The following is a 13,811-nucleotide window of genomic DNA, read 5'->3' as shown; positions in this document are numbered from 1 at the left end:
CGACGTTTTTCGTTCGCCATTTGACGCGTCGGGCAAGACAGCGGCCTCCTGCCGTCATGGCGTCGTTCGCAACCGAGAGCGCTAGGCTCTGGCGAGGTCGTTTCCAGCTGCTTGCAGTGTCGCAATTCCGAGCGTCTGCGACGGACGCTCCCCGAACATCGCAAGGTAGTATTGCGAGAACCGTCCGAGCTCGTAGAAGCCCTGCTGCATCGCGACCGCCGCCACGGTCGTCGAGCCAGGAGCGCTCTCGTGCAGGATCGAATGAACGGCGCATAGCCGCTTGTGCCTGAGGAAGCTGACCGGGCCGAGGCCGAACACCTCTTGAAAGGCGCGATGCAAGGTGCGCCGCGATACGCCCAACGCCGCACAGATCTCCGACACATGTACCGGTCGCGTGCCCGCCTCGTCCAGATACTCCTCAACCCGGCGGATCAGCCGCCTTGCCGAGGGCAGCCAGCCGCCATCGTCGGGCGGCAGTGACGACATGACGTTGGCCGCCATGCACTCGACAATCGATCGCTTCCAGAAGTCGGCGCTCGACGGCGTCAGTCCGTATTTGTTTTCGCGCAGATGCGACATGATCCGGATCAGCCGGCGCGAGGCGATCGCGCCGGTCTCGAGGTCCGCCCGGAAATGACCGCGGCTGCGCCAGCTGTCGGGATCGCTCAGCCTCGCTTCGCCACCGAACAGGGATGCGACCTCCGTGAGGTCGAAGCGCATCGCGGCGTAAGCGGATGGGCCGTGAAAGACACCGTCATGCTCGAGCAGCGGCGGAATCACGAGCACATCGTTGAGCTTCATGTCGAACGACCAATGGGCGACGCGCTCTTCGGCGGCGAGCAGCATCCCGACGATCAGCTTGTCGTCGCTGGCGACGCGCTGCGTGCGCATGCCGACGTTGAAGGCGCCGATGCTGAGCGAGAAATCGCCGATGCCGACATGGGACAACGTCCCGCGCAGCCGACCGCGGCCGAGCTGCATCACGTCGACATGCGAGCCGTGGACGGCCTGGTGAAGTCCTTCGAAACCGTCCAGCTTGCGCGAATCAACCAGAAGGAATTGCCCCATGGCTGTACTCTGTTACTGAAGCGCGACAATTCTGCGGCAGGCGGCAGCCAAATACCACCACAACGCGAAGCGGGTACGACAAGCTGACTTCGCATTTCGAGGCAAACACTGTCGAAATCCGGCAGGTAAAATTCACTGCATTGCATCGCAATTCCGTGGGTTTTTGGCGATGGGTCGTTAAGTCTCACCCATTGCCCCTGCGTACTGGCACAAACTGCACATCACAACCGGCCAATCTTCCGATACCGTTTTCAACCTCAGCGAGATCGATCGAAAGCGCTCTGCGGATGGCGGAGTGCACGCGGCAGGGATTTGCCGCGTGCACAAACTCGTGCTCGCGATAGGAAAGAGACACTGACGCAATGAAGCGTCGTGCTCTCCTCCGAGCGCCAAAAAAGAGGGGACCAGACAATGCGTCCAACATACCGGGCAATGGGCCGTCTCCAGCCTCTGCCAAAATCTACGCCGTAGCGTCAGGTGGAAACGCGAGTATCGGAGTTTCCACCATGCTGCGGGCGGATCTGGATCACTGCGAATGGTTGCCGGATGACGTGAAGACCGGCGAAATGGTCTTCATTCCCGGCGGAACCTTTCGCATGGGATCCGACCATCATTATCCCGAGGAGGCGCCGAGTCATCGCGTCGCTGTCGACGGCTTCTGGATCGACCGTACGCCCATCACCAACCGGCAGTTCAAGCAGTTCGTCAACGCGACCGGTCATGTGACCGAGGCGCAAATCGTTCCCGATCCCAGGGACTACCCCGGCGCACTGAAGGAGATGCTGTACGCGGGATCGCTGGTGTTCTCGCCGCTGCCGCGCATCACCGATCTCGCCGACTGGAGCCAGTGGTGGACTTTCCTGCGCGGCGCCAACTGGCGCCATCCCTATGGTCCCGGCAGCAACATCAAGGACCTCGAGGACCATCCCGTCGTCCACGTCTCCTTCAGCGATGCGGCAGCGTATGCGCGCTGGGCCGGCAAGGACCTGCCGACGGAGGCGGAATGGGAGTTCGCTGCGCGCGGCGGCCTGGAGGCGGAGGAGTTCGCCTGGGGCGACGTGCTGATGCCGGGTGGCAAGCACATGGCCAATATCTGGCAGGGAAACTTTCCCGTCCAGAATCTCGGCGAGGATGGGTATGAGCGTACCTCGCCGGTCATGGCCTTCCCGCCGAACGCTTACGGCCTCTACGACATGATCGGCAATGTCTGGGAATGGACCTCCGACTGGTGGTCGGCGAGGCATCAGGTTGACACTGCGAAGCCCTGCTGCATCCCGAAGAACCCTCGCGGCGGGCGCGAGAGCGCAAGCTACGACCCTGCCCTGCCCGACGTCCGGATTCCCCGCAAGGTCCTCAAGGGCGGCTCGCATCTCTGCGCGCCGAACTATTGCCGCCGTTATCGCCCCGCCGCGCGCCATGCCGAACCGGTGGATACCTCAACCAGCCATGTCGGATTCCGCTGCGTGGTGCGAATGCCGATTGGTGCCGAACGCCAACAAGAAGGACGTACTGCAACCTAGGGAGCATCCATGGCGGATGCCGGTGTCAGCGGCGCGCTCCGCGCGTCGGACTATTTCGATACGCAGCTTTACCTATCGGTCGTTGGATGAAGATCATTCGGCTACGTCTTGAGCATTTTCCGGCAAGGCACGGCGGTTACAGGCAAGAGCCTGCCCCATTTCCTGGGTAAGAGTCGCGCCGCATCACTTTCGCGACGCGCGGCGCGTCGACCCTGAGAAGCTCGCGCCCGCAACGTGCCGAGGAGATAGGCCATGAAGATTGTCGTAATCGGCGGGACCGGCTTGATCGGGTCCAAGCTCGTGGCGAAGCTCAACGACCGCGGCCACGAGGCCGTGGCCGCCTCGCCGAAATCGGGCGTGAACGCCGTCACCGGCGAAGGCCTGGCAGCAGCGCTGAAGGGCGCCGACGTTGTCGTCGATGTTGCCAACGCCCCGTCCTGGGAGCCCGCCGCCGTGCTCGATTTCTTCCAGCGTTCGAGCAAGAACCTCGCCGCGGCCGAGGCGGCAGCGGCCGTGAAACATCACGTGGCGCTGTCGATCGTCGGGACCGAACGGTCGCCAGACAATTCCTATTTTCGCGCCAAGCTGGCGCAGGAGACCATCATCAAGTCGTCTCCGGTCCCCTACTCGATCGTCCGCGCCACCCAGTTCTTCGAATTCCTCGGCGCCATTGCGGAGACGGGGTTGAGCGGCAGCAGGATCGTCGTCCCGTCGGCACTGTTCCAGCCGATCGCGGCCGAGGACGTCGCCGAGCGCCTCGCGGAGGTCGCAACGGACCAGCCCCTCAACGGCACGATCGATATCGCGGGGCCCGAGAAGGCGCCCTTTAACGAATTTATCGCACGCCGCCTGATGGCCTCCGGCGACGCCCGCCCGGTGGTGGGCGATCCGAACGCGCCCTATTACGGCGCGCTCATTGACGACACCTCGCTGAACCCGCTCGGCGAGGCGCGGCTCGGGAAAATCCCGCTCGCCACCTGGCTCGCGAACCTCTGAGGAGGACATCCCCATGCGTAGATTGATGATCGCAACGGCTGTCTATGCCGCCTCTGTCCTGGCCGCCCATGCGGCCGAGCCGGCAGCCCCTTTGGCAAAGGTGTCGGTCGTATTCGACCAGCCGCTGCCCAATGTCCCGGGCAAGAGCATGAAGGGCGTGCTGGTCGAGTATGGTCCTGGAGGCTCCTCGCCGGCCCACATTCATGCACCCTCGGCCTTCATCTATGCCACGGTGCTGGAAGGCGCGATCCGCAGCCAGGTCAATGACGGTCCTGCCAAGGTCTTTCGCAAGGGAGAGAACTTTTCCGAACGGCCGGGCGATCGCCATGCCGTCAGCGCCAATGCCAGCGATACCGAGCCTGCGAAGCTGCTGGCCGTGTTCGTGGTGGATACCGCCGACAAGGAGCTGACGATGCCTCTCCCGAAGTAGCGCCAGATTACGTGGCGCGACGCGCCGCCATTCCCGCCGCGAGCAACACCGCGGCGCGGCTGGCGCCGATCGACGCGATGCCCTGGCCTGCGATGTCGTAGGCGGTGCCGTGCGCGGGCGTGCAGATCGGGAACGGGAAGCCGCCGAGCAAGGTCACGCCGCGATCGAAGCCCATCAGCTTCATCGCGATCTGGCCCTGGTCGTGATACATCGTCAGCACCGCATCGAAGGCGCCGCCCTTGGCACGCAGGAACACCGTGTCGGCGGGAAACGGTCCCTCGACGGCGATGTCCTCGCGCTGGCCGGCCACGACCACCGGCGCGATGATGTCGATCTCTTCGCGGCCGAAATTACCGCCATCGCCGGCGTGCGGATTGAGCCCGGCGACCGCGATCCGCGGCCGCGCGAAACCGGCGTTGCGCATGCAGGCGTCCGTCAGCTTGAGCGCACGGAGGATGCGCTCGCCGGACAGCTTTGCGGCGACATCCCTCAGCGGAATGTGCGAGGTGACACGCGCATTCCAGAGATCGCCGAGCACGTTGAATTCGCTTGCGGGGGTCTTCAATCCGGCCACCTCCGCGGAGAACGCAATCTCGTCGTCATAGCCGGCGCGGGCGAGCCGCATCGCCTGCTTGTTGAACGGCGTGAAGCAGACCGCATCGGCGCGTCCGTCGCGACCAAGCTCGAGCGCGTGCTTGTAATTGGCCATGGCGAATTGTCCACCGGCAAGGGTCGCAGCTTTCGGTTCGACGTCCCCGGCATCGAGATGACCGAGATCGACGAACAACGCCTCCGCCCTCGCCGCCCGAAGGTCGGCCCCCTGCTCCACCATGGTCAGCTCCGGCTTGACGCCGGCGACGCGCGCGCCTTCGTCGAAGATCCGGCGGTCACCGATCACGACGATCCGGCAGCGGGCACGAATATCGTCCTGCACCACCAGCTTCGCGGTCAGCTCCGGGCTGATGCCGGCGGGGTCTCCCATCGCCAGTGCAATGAGCGGCTTTGCGGTCATATGGTCACCTTCTGCCGAGCTGTCGCTTGGGTTGTCGTCTCATCGGTGGACGGCGCGGGCTTGCGAAACAGATGCGCAAGCTGCAGCACCAGCGGAAGCAGCAACAGCGCGATCCCGGCCACCACCAGGCACGTCACCAGCTTGTTCGCAAAGAAGATCCCGAGCGACCCCCTGGACATCAGCATCGATTGCCGGAAGGCGTCCTCGGCCTTGTCGCCGATGACGATCGCGAGCACGAGCGGCGCCAGCGGATAGAACAGCTTCTTGAAGAGATAGCCGACGATCCCGAAGCCGAGCATCATGACGACGTCGAGATAAGAGTTCGACACCGAATAGGCGCCGACGACGCAGATGATCACGATCAGGGGCGCGATGATCACGAACGGAATCCGCATCAGGGCGGCAAAGACCGGCACGGTGAGCAGCACCAGCGCCACCGCGACGATGTTGCCGACATACATCGAGGCGATCAGGCCCCAGACGAAGTCCTTCTGGTCGACGAACAGCATCGGCCCGGGATTGAGGCCCCAGATCATCAGCCCGCCCATCATGACAGCCGCAGTTGCCGAGCCGGGAATGCCGAGCGAGAGCATCGGCAGCAATGCGCTGGTGCCGGCGGCATGATCGGCGGTCTCGGGCGAGATGATGCCCTCGACCTCTCCGGTGCCGAAATAGCGGCCGCGGCGCGAGAAGCGGCGGGCGATGCCATAGCTCATGAAGGACGCGGCGGTCGGGCCGCCCGGCGTGATCCCCATCCAGCACCCGATCGCGGCGCTGCGCAGCAAGGCAATGCTGTGCCGCGGCAGGCGGCCGACCGCGCGAAACACCTCGCGCCAATCGATCTTCGAGGAGACCGCGCGGGCGTGAAACTCCTCCTCGACAGCAACCAGCAGCTCGCCGATGCCGAACAGGCCCATCACGGCGACGACGAAGTTCACGCCCTTGACCAGTTCATCGACGCCCATGGTGAGACGAACGCTGCCGGACACGGTGTCGATGCCGATCGCGGCGATGGCAAAGCCGATCGCCAGCGCCACAACGGTCTTGATCGGCGCGCCGCCGCCCATGCCGACAAAGCTCGCAAAGGCCAGGAAATAGACGGCAAAATACTCCGCCGGCCCGAAGGCAAGCGCGACCTGCGCCACCCAGGATGCGAGGAAGGTGATCAGGATGACGCCAATCAGCGCGCCGAACGCCGCCGAGCCGAACGCGGTGGCGAGCGCCGTCGTCGGCCGGCCGTCGCGGGCCATCGGGTATCCGTCGAAGGTGGTCGCGACGGAGGACGGCTCGCCGGGAATATTGAACAGGATCGAGGTGACGGAGCCGCCGAACAGCGCGCCCCAGTACATGCAGGAGAGCAGGATGATCGCCGACACCGGCTGCATGCCGAAGGTCAGCGGCAGCAGCAGTGACACTCCGTTCGGCGCACCCAGCCCCGGCAGCACGCCGACGAGGATGCCGAGCAGCACGCCGACCACCATCAGCGCCAGATGCGGCAGCGTGACCGCGATGGTGAAGCCGTGCAGAAGTTCCCCGAGATTGTCCATCGCGCGCTCCGTCAGTACCCGAACGCGGCGGCGAGCGCGCCGTGCGGCAACGACACCTGAAACATGCGCTCGAACACGACGTAGAGCGCGAGCGCCGTCGCCGCCGCCATAGCCAGCGCACGGGGTACGGATTGGTGCCTGGGGATTGCCAGCACCGCGAAGACATAGAGGGCGGAGGCGACGTACATCCCGGCCAGCGGGATCGCCGCAACGAAGATCGCGGCCGGTACGAACAGGCCGGCAATCCGGCGCAACTCGATCGGCGTGATCGCGATCGGAACATGCGCCAATGTCGCGACCGGCAGCATGCCCCGCACCAGATTGTAGAGACTGCCGACAACGATGATGATCCCGGTCAGGAACGGGAACGTGCCGGAATCGACGCCCGCACTCGACCAGCCGATACCGTTGTCGAGACTCTGCACGACGACAGCGACACCGAAGCCGCCGGTGAGAACGGCGGTCGCCAGTTCGAGAGCGCGGCGCGATATCATCAGCGGCTCCAACCTAACGCGAGATGACGGGATCTCATGGCCTGGCAGGGCCGGCTCACTTGATGAGCCAACCCTGCTCGGCCGCAACCTGCTTGAGGTGCTCGAGATCGTCCTTGATGAACTTGTCGAGCTCAGCGCCGGTCAGGAACGTATCGACCTGCGAAGTCTTCTCGATGTAGTCCTTCCATTCCGGCGTCGCCTGCACCTTCTTCATGAGATCGACATAGAACGCGGCCTGGTCCGGCGTGACCTTGCCGGGCAGCCACACCGTGCGCGGCTGCTCATATTGCTTGATATCGAGCCCCTGCTCGGCACAGGTCGGAACGTCGCTCCAGCCTTCGGTCGCGGTGATCTTGGGACCCTTCGGCAGCCGCTTCGGGCTGAAAACGCAAAGCGGTCGCTGCGTGCCGCCGCGCCATTGCCCGAGGCTTTCGCTCGGATTATTGACGTGGGAGTCGAGATGTCCGCCGGCAAGCTGCACGGCGGTCTCGGCGCCGCTCTTGAAGGGGATGTAGGTCAGCTTCACGTGACCGGTCTTTTCGATCATGCGGGTCAGGACCTCATCGGTGTCCTTTGACTGTGCCCCGCCCATCTTGAATTCGCCCGATGCGGCCGCCTTCAGATAATCCCCTGCCGTCTTGTAGGGGGCATCCTGCTTGACCCAGAGCAGGAACTCGTCCTGCGCCATCGCCGCGACCGGGGTGAGATCGGTGTAATTGAAGGCGACCTTGGAGACGAGCGGTTGCTGCCAGGCGTTCGACGTTCCGAAGATCACCTTGTAGGGATCGCCGGCGGACGCCTTGCCGTAGACATAGCCTTCGGCGCCGCTGCCGCCGCCCTTGTTGACGACGACGATGGGCTGCTCCGTCAGCTTGTACTTGGTGATGATGTTCTGCACGGCGCGGGCGATATTGTCGGTGCCGCCGCCCGGCCCGGCAGTGGCCACGAACTCGATCGGCTTTTGCGGCTGCCAGGCCGAGAGCGCCGGCATCGTGCCGGCGAGCATCGCTGCGGCCGCGGAGAGTAGAAGTGTTGACGTCCGACCCATGATTTCCTCCAGCTTTTTTATGTTTTGTCTTGTCTTTGTCGTAGCGATGTCCGGTCAGGCGACGCGTTCCTCGCGCCGGTCTGGGGCCAGAACGATTGCGCCTTCTTTTGCGAGAGCATCGATCTGCGTCTGGTCGAACCCGTATTCGGTCAGCACCTCGCCTGTATGCTCACCGTAGAGCGGCGCGCCGATGCGCACTTTGCCTGGGGTCTCCGAAAATTTGACGGGCAGTCCGATGGTCTTCACCGGGCCGAGCGTGGAGTGCTCGACCTCGACGACCATCTCGCGTGCCAGCGTCTGCGGATCGCTCAGCGCCTCCAGCATGTCGTGGACGGGGCCGCAGGGCACGCCCTTCTCGTCCAGCGCCGCAAGCCAATGCGCCCGCGACTTCGTGCGGAAGCGCTCGCTCAAAACCGCATCGAGCTCCTTCAGGTTCGCCATGCGGTCGGCGCCGGTGACGAAGCGCGGATCGGATGCAAGCTCGCTCGCACCGAGTGCTTCCAGCATCAACAGCCAGTGCTTCTTGTTGGCGCCGCCGACCACGAGCCAGCCATCGGAGGCCTCGAAGGCCTGATAAGGCGCGTTGAGCGGATGAGCCGAGCCCATCGCGCGCGGCGCGGTGCCCGCGGCCAACGCGATGGTCGACTGCCAGTAGGTCTGCACCAGAGCTGCTTCAAAAAGCGAGGTCTCGACCCACTGCCCTTCGCCGGTCTTGAGACGATGCGTGTAGGCAGCGAGGATGCCCATGCTCGCGAGCAGCCCGGCAGTGATGTCGGACAGCGGCGGGCCGCATTTGACGGGCGGGCCGTCAGGACGCTCGCCGGTAAAGCTCATGATACCGCTCATGGCCTGGGCGACGAGATCGAATCCCCGGCGGTGCTTGTAGGGACCAGTGCGGCCAAAGCCCGACAGCGAGCAGTAGATCAGCGCCGGGAATTTTGCGTGCAGCGCCTCGTAGCCGAAGCCGAGGCGCTCCATCGCGCCCGGCGCAAAGTTCTCGACCAGCACGTCGGCGCCCGCGATCAGCCGCCGCAGCACCTGTTTGCCGCCCTCGGTCTTGAGATCGAGCACAATGCCGCGCTTGTTGCGGTTCATCATCAGGAAGGAGGCCGCCTCGTCGCCGATCTTCGGCGGCACTGAATGGCGGGTGTCGTCGCCATTCGGCCATTTCTCGATCTTGATGACATCGGCGCCCATGTCCGCGAGCATCAAGGTGCAGGTCGGCCCTGCCATGACATGGGTGAGATCGATGACCTTGAGGCCGGCCAGCGGCCCCGAACGGCCGGAGTTCGATTGCGAACGATCGCTCTGCATCGGCCCGTCCTATTCACCGCGCCATTGCGGCGCGCGCTTGGTGAGGAAAGCATCGAGCCCTTCGCGAAAATCCTGGCTCGTGTAACACATCAGGATGAGGTCTTCGCCCTCGTCCCGCGTCAGCCGCCTTTGCAGGCGGGCCACCGCCTGCTTGGTCGCGTTCAGCGTCAGCGGCGCGTGGCTGGCGAGCAGCCGCGCGACTTCGTCGGCACGGCGCTCGAGCGCCGCGTCATCCTCGACGACCTCGCCGAGCAGCCCGACGCTTGCAGCCTCGGTGGCGTCAATGAGACGCGCGGTGAAGATCAGGTCCTTGACGCGTGCGGCGCCGATCAGCGCCGTGAGACGGCTGACATTGGACATCGACAGGCAATTGCCGAGCGTCCGGGCGACGGGAAATCCGATTTTCGCGCTTCTTGTGCCGATACGGAGGTCACAGGCAGCGGCGATGCCGGCGCCGCCGCCGGTGCAGAACCCGTTGATCGCCGCGATCGTCGGCACCCGGCACTGCTCGAGCGTGCTCAGCACCCGATCGATGCGGTTCTCGTAGTCGATCGCATCCTGCGGCGTCCTGAATTCGCGGAACTGGTTGATGTCGGTGCCCGAGGCGAAAGCCTTGTCGCCGGCTCCGCGCAGCACCAGCACCTTGATCGCATGATCGTCGTTGGCCTCCGCGCAGATCGCGGCGAGCCGCTCGTACATCGCGAAAGTGAAGGCATTGCGGGCCTGCGGGCGGTTGAAGGTGATCCGACCAATGCCGTCCCGGCGCTCGAAAACGAGGTCTTCCGCCCCCACCTGCTGGTCCATTTCCTCACGCCTTTCTGCTTTTTTACATTTTTGAATGCAAAATTATCATTTTTCAAGCTGGAACTTGCAATCTTTCACATATAATCTCAGTTTTGAATGCAAATGGACCTCCGACCCATGCTTCACGAGGAAGTTGTCGGCCGTATCCGGGCCATCCTGCTCGACGGCGAAATTCCGCCGGGGGCGCGAATTCCAGAGCGCGAACTGTGCGAGCGGCTGCAGATCTCGCGCACGCCGCTGCGCGAGGCGCTCAAGGTGCTCGCCGCCGAGGGCCTCGTGCAGCTGCTGCCGCATCGGGGCTCGCGCGCGGCGAAGCTGACCGACAAGGACATGCGCGACCTGTTCGAGGTCTGCCAGGGCCTCGAGGCCCTCGCCGGGGAGCTCGCCTGCGAACGGATCACCGACGCCGGGATCGACGAGATCGCCGCCGCGCACGCGGCCATGGTGCAGCATTATCGCGAGCGTGACCTGATCCAGTACTACCGCGGCAACCGCGCCATTCACGAAGCCATCGTCACTGCAGCCGGAAACCCCGCGCTCGCGGGGCTGTATGCGTCCGTGACCGCGCGCATCCGCCGCGCGCGTTACGTCACGCCGATGACGCCGCAGCGCTGGGCGCTCGCCGTGAAGGAGCATGATGCAATCCTGAACGCGCTCCAGAGGCGCGACGGCGTCGGGCTCGCGCATATCCTGCGCGCGCATCTGCGCCACAAGCGCGAAGAAGTCCTGCAAGCGGGCTTTGCCGAAGCGGAAGGCAACGACCTGACGCTCCGGATCGCGTAAGGCGAAGTTGCCGCGCGGACGCGCGCGCCACCGTGACGTAAAATGATTCCAGCTGCCAGAATATTCCTGCCATCCCGCCGTATCGGGCGCGCCGGCAGACACAATCGCGACACAATCCTTGATTGCGTTGCAGCAACGCTGGTCGATCGTGACGCCGTGAACAACGTCGGCAATGGCGTCTTTGTCGTGCGCCGGAATTGCACGTGCAACTTTGACAAGCCGCGATCATCCGCAAACCAATTCCACTTGCTGGTTTGTCTGAACCGGCGCAGCATCATGGCTGGCCTCAGGCCGAACATGGCGCGCGACAAATTCGCGCAGCTCAAAAGAAAAAGTGGAGGAAGCGAATGACACTCAACGTCTCACGTCGATCCCTGCTCTCGCTCGGCGCCGGCCTCGGTGCCAGTGCAATGCTCGGCACCACCGCAATTGCGCGCGCTCCCAAGCTCGGCACCCAGACGCCGTACTGGCACCGCTTCGTTCTCGGCGATGCCGAGATCACCGTCGTCTCCGACGGACCACTGCCGCTCGGCGATCCCTCCGGGACATTCACCGGCGTTCCCAAGGAGGACGTGAAGAAGATGCTGGCCGACAATTTCCTGTCGCCGGACAATGTCGTGCTCGAGCAGAACTCGCCGATCGTGAACACCGGCGACAAGCTCATCCTGTTCGATACCGGCATGGGCAGCTCCAAGCTGTTCGGCCCCACCACCGGCCGGCAGCAGAAGAGCATGACCGAGGCCGGCATCAAGCCGGGGGATATCGATGCCGTGGTCTGTTCGCATGCCCATATCGATCACATCGGGGGCATCGTGGACGAGGGCGGCAAGCCGCTGTTTCCGAACGCGCAGATCTATATCTCGCAGACCGATTTCGATTTCTGGACCGACGAGGGCAAGCTCGGCAGCCCGGTCAAGGACTTCATCGTCCACGCCCGCAAGAACCTGCTGCCGGTTCGCGACCGCATCGTGTTTTTCAAGGACGGCCAGGAATTCCTGCCGGGCGTCCAGGCGATCGCCGCGCCCGGCCACACCGTCGGCCACCACATCTTCCTGGTCTCGTCGGCCGGCAAGTCCTTCGCCTTCCTCGGCGACCTCTCGCATCATTCGGTGCTGCTGCTCGAGCGGCCGCGGATGGAATTCTCCTATGACACAGACCCGAAGCAGGCGGCTGAATCGCGCGTCAAGCTGCTGACCATGCTTGCGGCCAACAAGACCCCCGTGATGTCCTATCACTTCGCCTGGCCGGGCTACGGCCACGTCGCCAAGGTCGGCGACGGCTTCCACTATTATCCCGAACCGATGCAGATGACGTTGTAATCGCCGGATCTGATCCGGGCGGCGCACGTGCCGCCCGGATCAGTGATCTATTCCGCGGGCTCCGCGGCCGCGAGCGGCTTCGAGGTGGCAGCGTCAGTCCGCGCCGGCCGTCATTCAGATACTGGACGCTCCAAATCAGGCCGCTTCGCGTGAAGAAAAGCGGCGAGAGCGCCGTGGCCCTTGTAGAGAAAGCTCCAATAGACCCGCCTGCCGTCATGGCTCTCGACGAACCAGTAGCCGGTCACAGTCGTTCCGGTTCTCGAAATATCGTCCCACGATAGTCTGGTTCTTCGCAGCCCCAGCGTGGGACCAAACAGGTTCGATGGACCTTCAATCGACTCCTGGTCCCACGTCACCTTGTGGACGGACGTGAGCGACGGCGCCATGAAGCCGGCGGCACCGAGACCCAGGAATGCGACCACCACTCCTCCCCAGCCGACTTCCTGAAACAGGACACCGTACAAGCCGGCCAGCGACATGATGCAACCGCCGACGACGGTGAACCAGGCAGTGCTTTTCTCCGGCTCGATTGCGCCCGCGGTCTCGCTGAGCACGCTCGGCCTGGCCCGCAGAAGCAGCCAAAACATCAGCGCAATCGTCCCAGCGGTCATCCCCACCGTGGCCAGCACTTGCAGGGCCAATAATGAGATGGCCAACGAGCACCTCTTGCTCTTGCCTGCGCTCTTGCCTGCGCTGTTGCCTGCCGGCTCGCCGCGGATCGTCTACGGCGCTGTCAGCAGCCGAGCTTGTCGGCGATGCCGCCAAAATCCCTGGCGACGATGTCCCAGTTGCCGGTGGCTTCGAAATCGGCCTTCTGGAGCGGACCGTACTCGGTCGGCCGCGCCACGAAGGCGGTCTTCAGGCCGTTCTTCTGCGCGGCGGCGAGATCGCCGTTGTGGGCGGCGACCATCATCACCTGCTCCGGCTTGAGGCCGAGCAGGCGAGCGGCGCCGAGATAGGTCTCGGGATCAGGCTTGTAGTGCTCGAACAGCTCGGCCGACATGACGAGGTCCCACGGCAGGCCCGCGAACTTCGCCATGTTGGTGAGCAGCGCGACGTTGCCGTTCGACAGCGGCGAGATCACGAATTTCGTCTTCAGCCGGGTCAGGCCGGCGACGCTGTCGGGCCAGGGTTGCAGGCGGTGCCAGCCCTTGGTGAGGTAATCGAGATCGGCCTCGGTCAGGCCCTTGATCGAAAATTGCTCGACCAGCTTGTCCAGCGAGCGGCGATGCAGATTGTCGAGCATGACATAGCCGCGCTCGGGATGCTTGCGCACGTCGTCCATCGAGGCCATGTACATGCTGCGCCAGCCGTCGACGAGTGCGGTCCAGTCGGCGCTGATGCCGCGCCCCTTCGCCCACCACATGAAGTCGGTGATCAGGCTGGTGCGCCAGTCCACGACCGTGCCGAACACGTCGAAGACCAGGGCTTTGACGGCGGAGAGATCGGACATGGGCGCTTTCCCGTACGTTACTT

At 64.3% G+C, this 13,811-nt stretch carries 15 protein-coding genes; 6 read left to right on the top strand and 9 right to left on the bottom strand.

The features are described from left to right. Positions 1-81: 81 nt before the first annotated feature. Positions 82-1,068: a helix-turn-helix domain-containing protein gene (locus tag OC450_RS13760; protein WP_256808086.1), complete on the bottom strand. Its 987-nt coding sequence runs from the start codon at positions 1,066-1,068 to the stop codon at positions 82-84. A gap of 506 nt (positions 1,069-1,574) precedes the next feature. Here OC450_RS13760 and OC450_RS13755 point away from each other — a divergent pair. The 3 genes from OC450_RS13755 to OC450_RS13745 all read left to right on the top strand — a co-directional run bounded on the left by OC450_RS13755 (position 1,575) and on the right by OC450_RS13745 (position 4,014). Next, complete coding sequence (locus tag OC450_RS13755) at positions 1,575-2,588, top strand: formylglycine-generating enzyme family protein (protein ID WP_262048059.1); 1,014 nt, start codon at positions 1,575-1,577, stop codon at positions 2,586-2,588. 252 nt (positions 2,589-2,840) lie between these two features. Then, on the top strand, positions 2,841-3,584 hold the full coding sequence (locus OC450_RS13750) for an SDR family oxidoreductase (RefSeq protein WP_262048058.1): 744 nt from the start codon (positions 2,841-2,843) through the stop codon (positions 3,582-3,584). Between the two features lie 13 nt (positions 3,585-3,597). Continuing rightward, on the top strand, positions 3,598-4,014 hold the full coding sequence (locus OC450_RS13745) for a cupin domain-containing protein (RefSeq protein ID WP_211385673.1): 417 nt from the start codon (positions 3,598-3,600) through the stop codon (positions 4,012-4,014). Positions 4,015-4,021: 7 nt separating this feature from the next. Here the strand turns inward: OC450_RS13745 and OC450_RS13740 are convergent, their stop codons facing one another. The 6 genes from OC450_RS13740 to OC450_RS13715 are packed head-to-tail and all read right to left on the bottom strand — an operon-like array spanning position 4,022 to position 10,233. Then, entirely contained in the window at positions 4,022-5,026 is a 1,005-nt protein-coding gene (locus OC450_RS13740) for a 4-hydroxythreonine-4-phosphate dehydrogenase PdxA (protein ID WP_211385672.1), read from the bottom strand. Beyond that, entirely contained in the window at positions 5,023-6,573 is a 1,551-nt protein-coding gene (locus OC450_RS13735) for a tripartite tricarboxylate transporter permease (protein WP_262048057.1), read from the bottom strand. The genes OC450_RS13740 and OC450_RS13735 overlap by 4 nt, the downstream gene beginning before the upstream one ends. Positions 6,574-6,584: 11 nt before the next feature. Next, positions 6,585-7,067, bottom strand: a complete 483-nt coding sequence (locus OC450_RS13730) for a tripartite tricarboxylate transporter TctB family protein (protein ID WP_211385669.1) — start codon at positions 7,065-7,067, stop codon at positions 6,585-6,587. 55 nt (positions 7,068-7,122) lie between these two features. Next, on the bottom strand, positions 7,123-8,115 hold the full coding sequence (locus OC450_RS13725) for a tripartite tricarboxylate transporter substrate binding protein (RefSeq protein ID WP_211385667.1): 993 nt from the start codon (positions 8,113-8,115) through the stop codon (positions 7,123-7,125). A gap of 54 nt (positions 8,116-8,169) precedes the next feature. Beyond that, complete coding sequence (locus OC450_RS13720) at positions 8,170-9,429, bottom strand: CaiB/BaiF CoA transferase family protein (protein WP_211385665.1); 1,260 nt, start codon at positions 9,427-9,429, stop codon at positions 8,170-8,172. 9 nt (positions 9,430-9,438) lie between these two features. After that, the gene (locus tag OC450_RS13715; RefSeq protein WP_211385663.1) at positions 9,439-10,233 is read right to left on the bottom strand and encodes an enoyl-CoA hydratase/isomerase family protein; all 795 of its coding nucleotides are present in this window, start codon (positions 10,231-10,233) and stop codon (positions 9,439-9,441) included. A 117-nt stretch (positions 10,234-10,350) separates the two neighbouring features. Here OC450_RS13715 and OC450_RS13710 point away from each other — a divergent pair, with 117 nt between their 5' ends. From OC450_RS13710 to OC450_RS13700, 3 genes are read left to right on the top strand one after another with little or no spacing between them, the layout of a single operon-like run. Continuing rightward, on the top strand, positions 10,351-11,016 hold the full coding sequence (locus tag OC450_RS13710; RefSeq protein ID WP_249129333.1) for a GntR family transcriptional regulator: 666 nt from the start codon (positions 10,351-10,353) through the stop codon (positions 11,014-11,016). A gap of 42 nt (positions 11,017-11,058) precedes the next feature. Next, complete coding sequence (locus OC450_RS13705; RefSeq protein WP_211385660.1) at positions 11,059-11,367, top strand: hypothetical protein; 309 nt, start codon at positions 11,059-11,061, stop codon at positions 11,365-11,367. Next, positions 11,364-12,335 carry an MBL fold metallo-hydrolase gene (locus tag OC450_RS13700; protein WP_211385659.1) on the top strand — a complete coding sequence of 324 codons (972 nt, stop codon included), beginning with the start codon at positions 11,364-11,366 and terminating at the stop codon, positions 12,333-12,335. The genes OC450_RS13705 and OC450_RS13700 overlap by 4 nt, the downstream gene beginning before the upstream one ends. A gap of 110 nt (positions 12,336-12,445) precedes the next feature. Here OC450_RS13700 and OC450_RS13695 read toward each other — a convergent pair whose 3' ends face one another. After that, positions 12,446-12,991, bottom strand: a complete 546-nt coding sequence (locus OC450_RS13695; protein WP_262048056.1) for a hypothetical protein — start codon at positions 12,989-12,991, stop codon at positions 12,446-12,448. Between the two features lie 77 nt (positions 12,992-13,068). Continuing rightward, positions 13,069-13,788, bottom strand: a complete 720-nt coding sequence (locus OC450_RS13690; protein ID WP_262048055.1) for a haloacid dehalogenase type II — start codon at positions 13,786-13,788, stop codon at positions 13,069-13,071. Positions 13,789-13,811 lie beyond the last annotated feature (23 nt).

Origin of the sequence: Bradyrhizobium sp. Bra78 (assembly GCF_024519855.1) — a bacterium.
GTDB classification, from domain to species: Bacteria; Pseudomonadota; Alphaproteobacteria; order Rhizobiales; family Xanthobacteraceae; genus Bradyrhizobium; species Bradyrhizobium japonicum_G.
Note: the sequence above shows the minus strand (reverse complement) of the source record. Positions and strands in the feature narration are given on the sequence as shown.

Coding starts and splice junctions, on each gene's coding strand:
- OC450_RS13760 (WP_256808086.1), bottom strand. CDS start 1,068: ATGGGGCAATTCCTTCTGGTTGATTCGCGCAAGCTGGACGGTTTCGAA.
- OC450_RS13755 (WP_262048059.1), top strand. CDS start 1,575: ATGCTGCGGGCGGATCTGGATCACTGCGAATGGTTGCCGGATGACGTG.
- OC450_RS13750 (WP_262048058.1), top strand. CDS start 2,841: ATGAAGATTGTCGTAATCGGCGGGACCGGCTTGATCGGGTCCAAGCTC.
- OC450_RS13745 (WP_211385673.1), top strand. CDS start 3,598: ATGCGTAGATTGATGATCGCAACGGCTGTCTATGCCGCCTCTGTCCTG.
- OC450_RS13740 (WP_211385672.1), bottom strand. CDS start 5,026: ATGACCGCAAAGCCGCTCATTGCACTGGCGATGGGAGACCCCGCCGGC.
- OC450_RS13735 (WP_262048057.1), bottom strand. CDS start 6,573: ATGGACAATCTCGGGGAACTTCTGCACGGCTTCACCATCGCGGTCACG.
- OC450_RS13730 (WP_211385669.1), bottom strand. CDS start 7,067: ATGATATCGCGCCGCGCTCTCGAACTGGCGACCGCCGTTCTCACCGGC.
- OC450_RS13725 (WP_211385667.1), bottom strand. CDS start 8,115: ATGGGTCGGACGTCAACACTTCTACTCTCCGCGGCCGCAGCGATGCTC.
- OC450_RS13720 (WP_211385665.1), bottom strand. CDS start 9,429: ATGCAGAGCGATCGTTCGCAATCGAACTCCGGCCGTTCGGGGCCGCTG.
- OC450_RS13715 (WP_211385663.1), bottom strand. CDS start 10,233: ATGGACCAGCAGGTGGGGGCGGAAGACCTCGTTTTCGAGCGCCGGGAC.
- OC450_RS13710 (WP_249129333.1), top strand. CDS start 10,351: ATGCTTCACGAGGAAGTTGTCGGCCGTATCCGGGCCATCCTGCTCGAC.
- OC450_RS13705 (WP_211385660.1), top strand. CDS start 11,059: ATGATTCCAGCTGCCAGAATATTCCTGCCATCCCGCCGTATCGGGCGC.
- OC450_RS13700 (WP_211385659.1), top strand. CDS start 11,364: ATGACACTCAACGTCTCACGTCGATCCCTGCTCTCGCTCGGCGCCGGC.
- OC450_RS13690 (WP_262048055.1), bottom strand. CDS start 13,788: ATGTCCGATCTCTCCGCCGTCAAAGCCCTGGTCTTCGACGTGTTCGGC.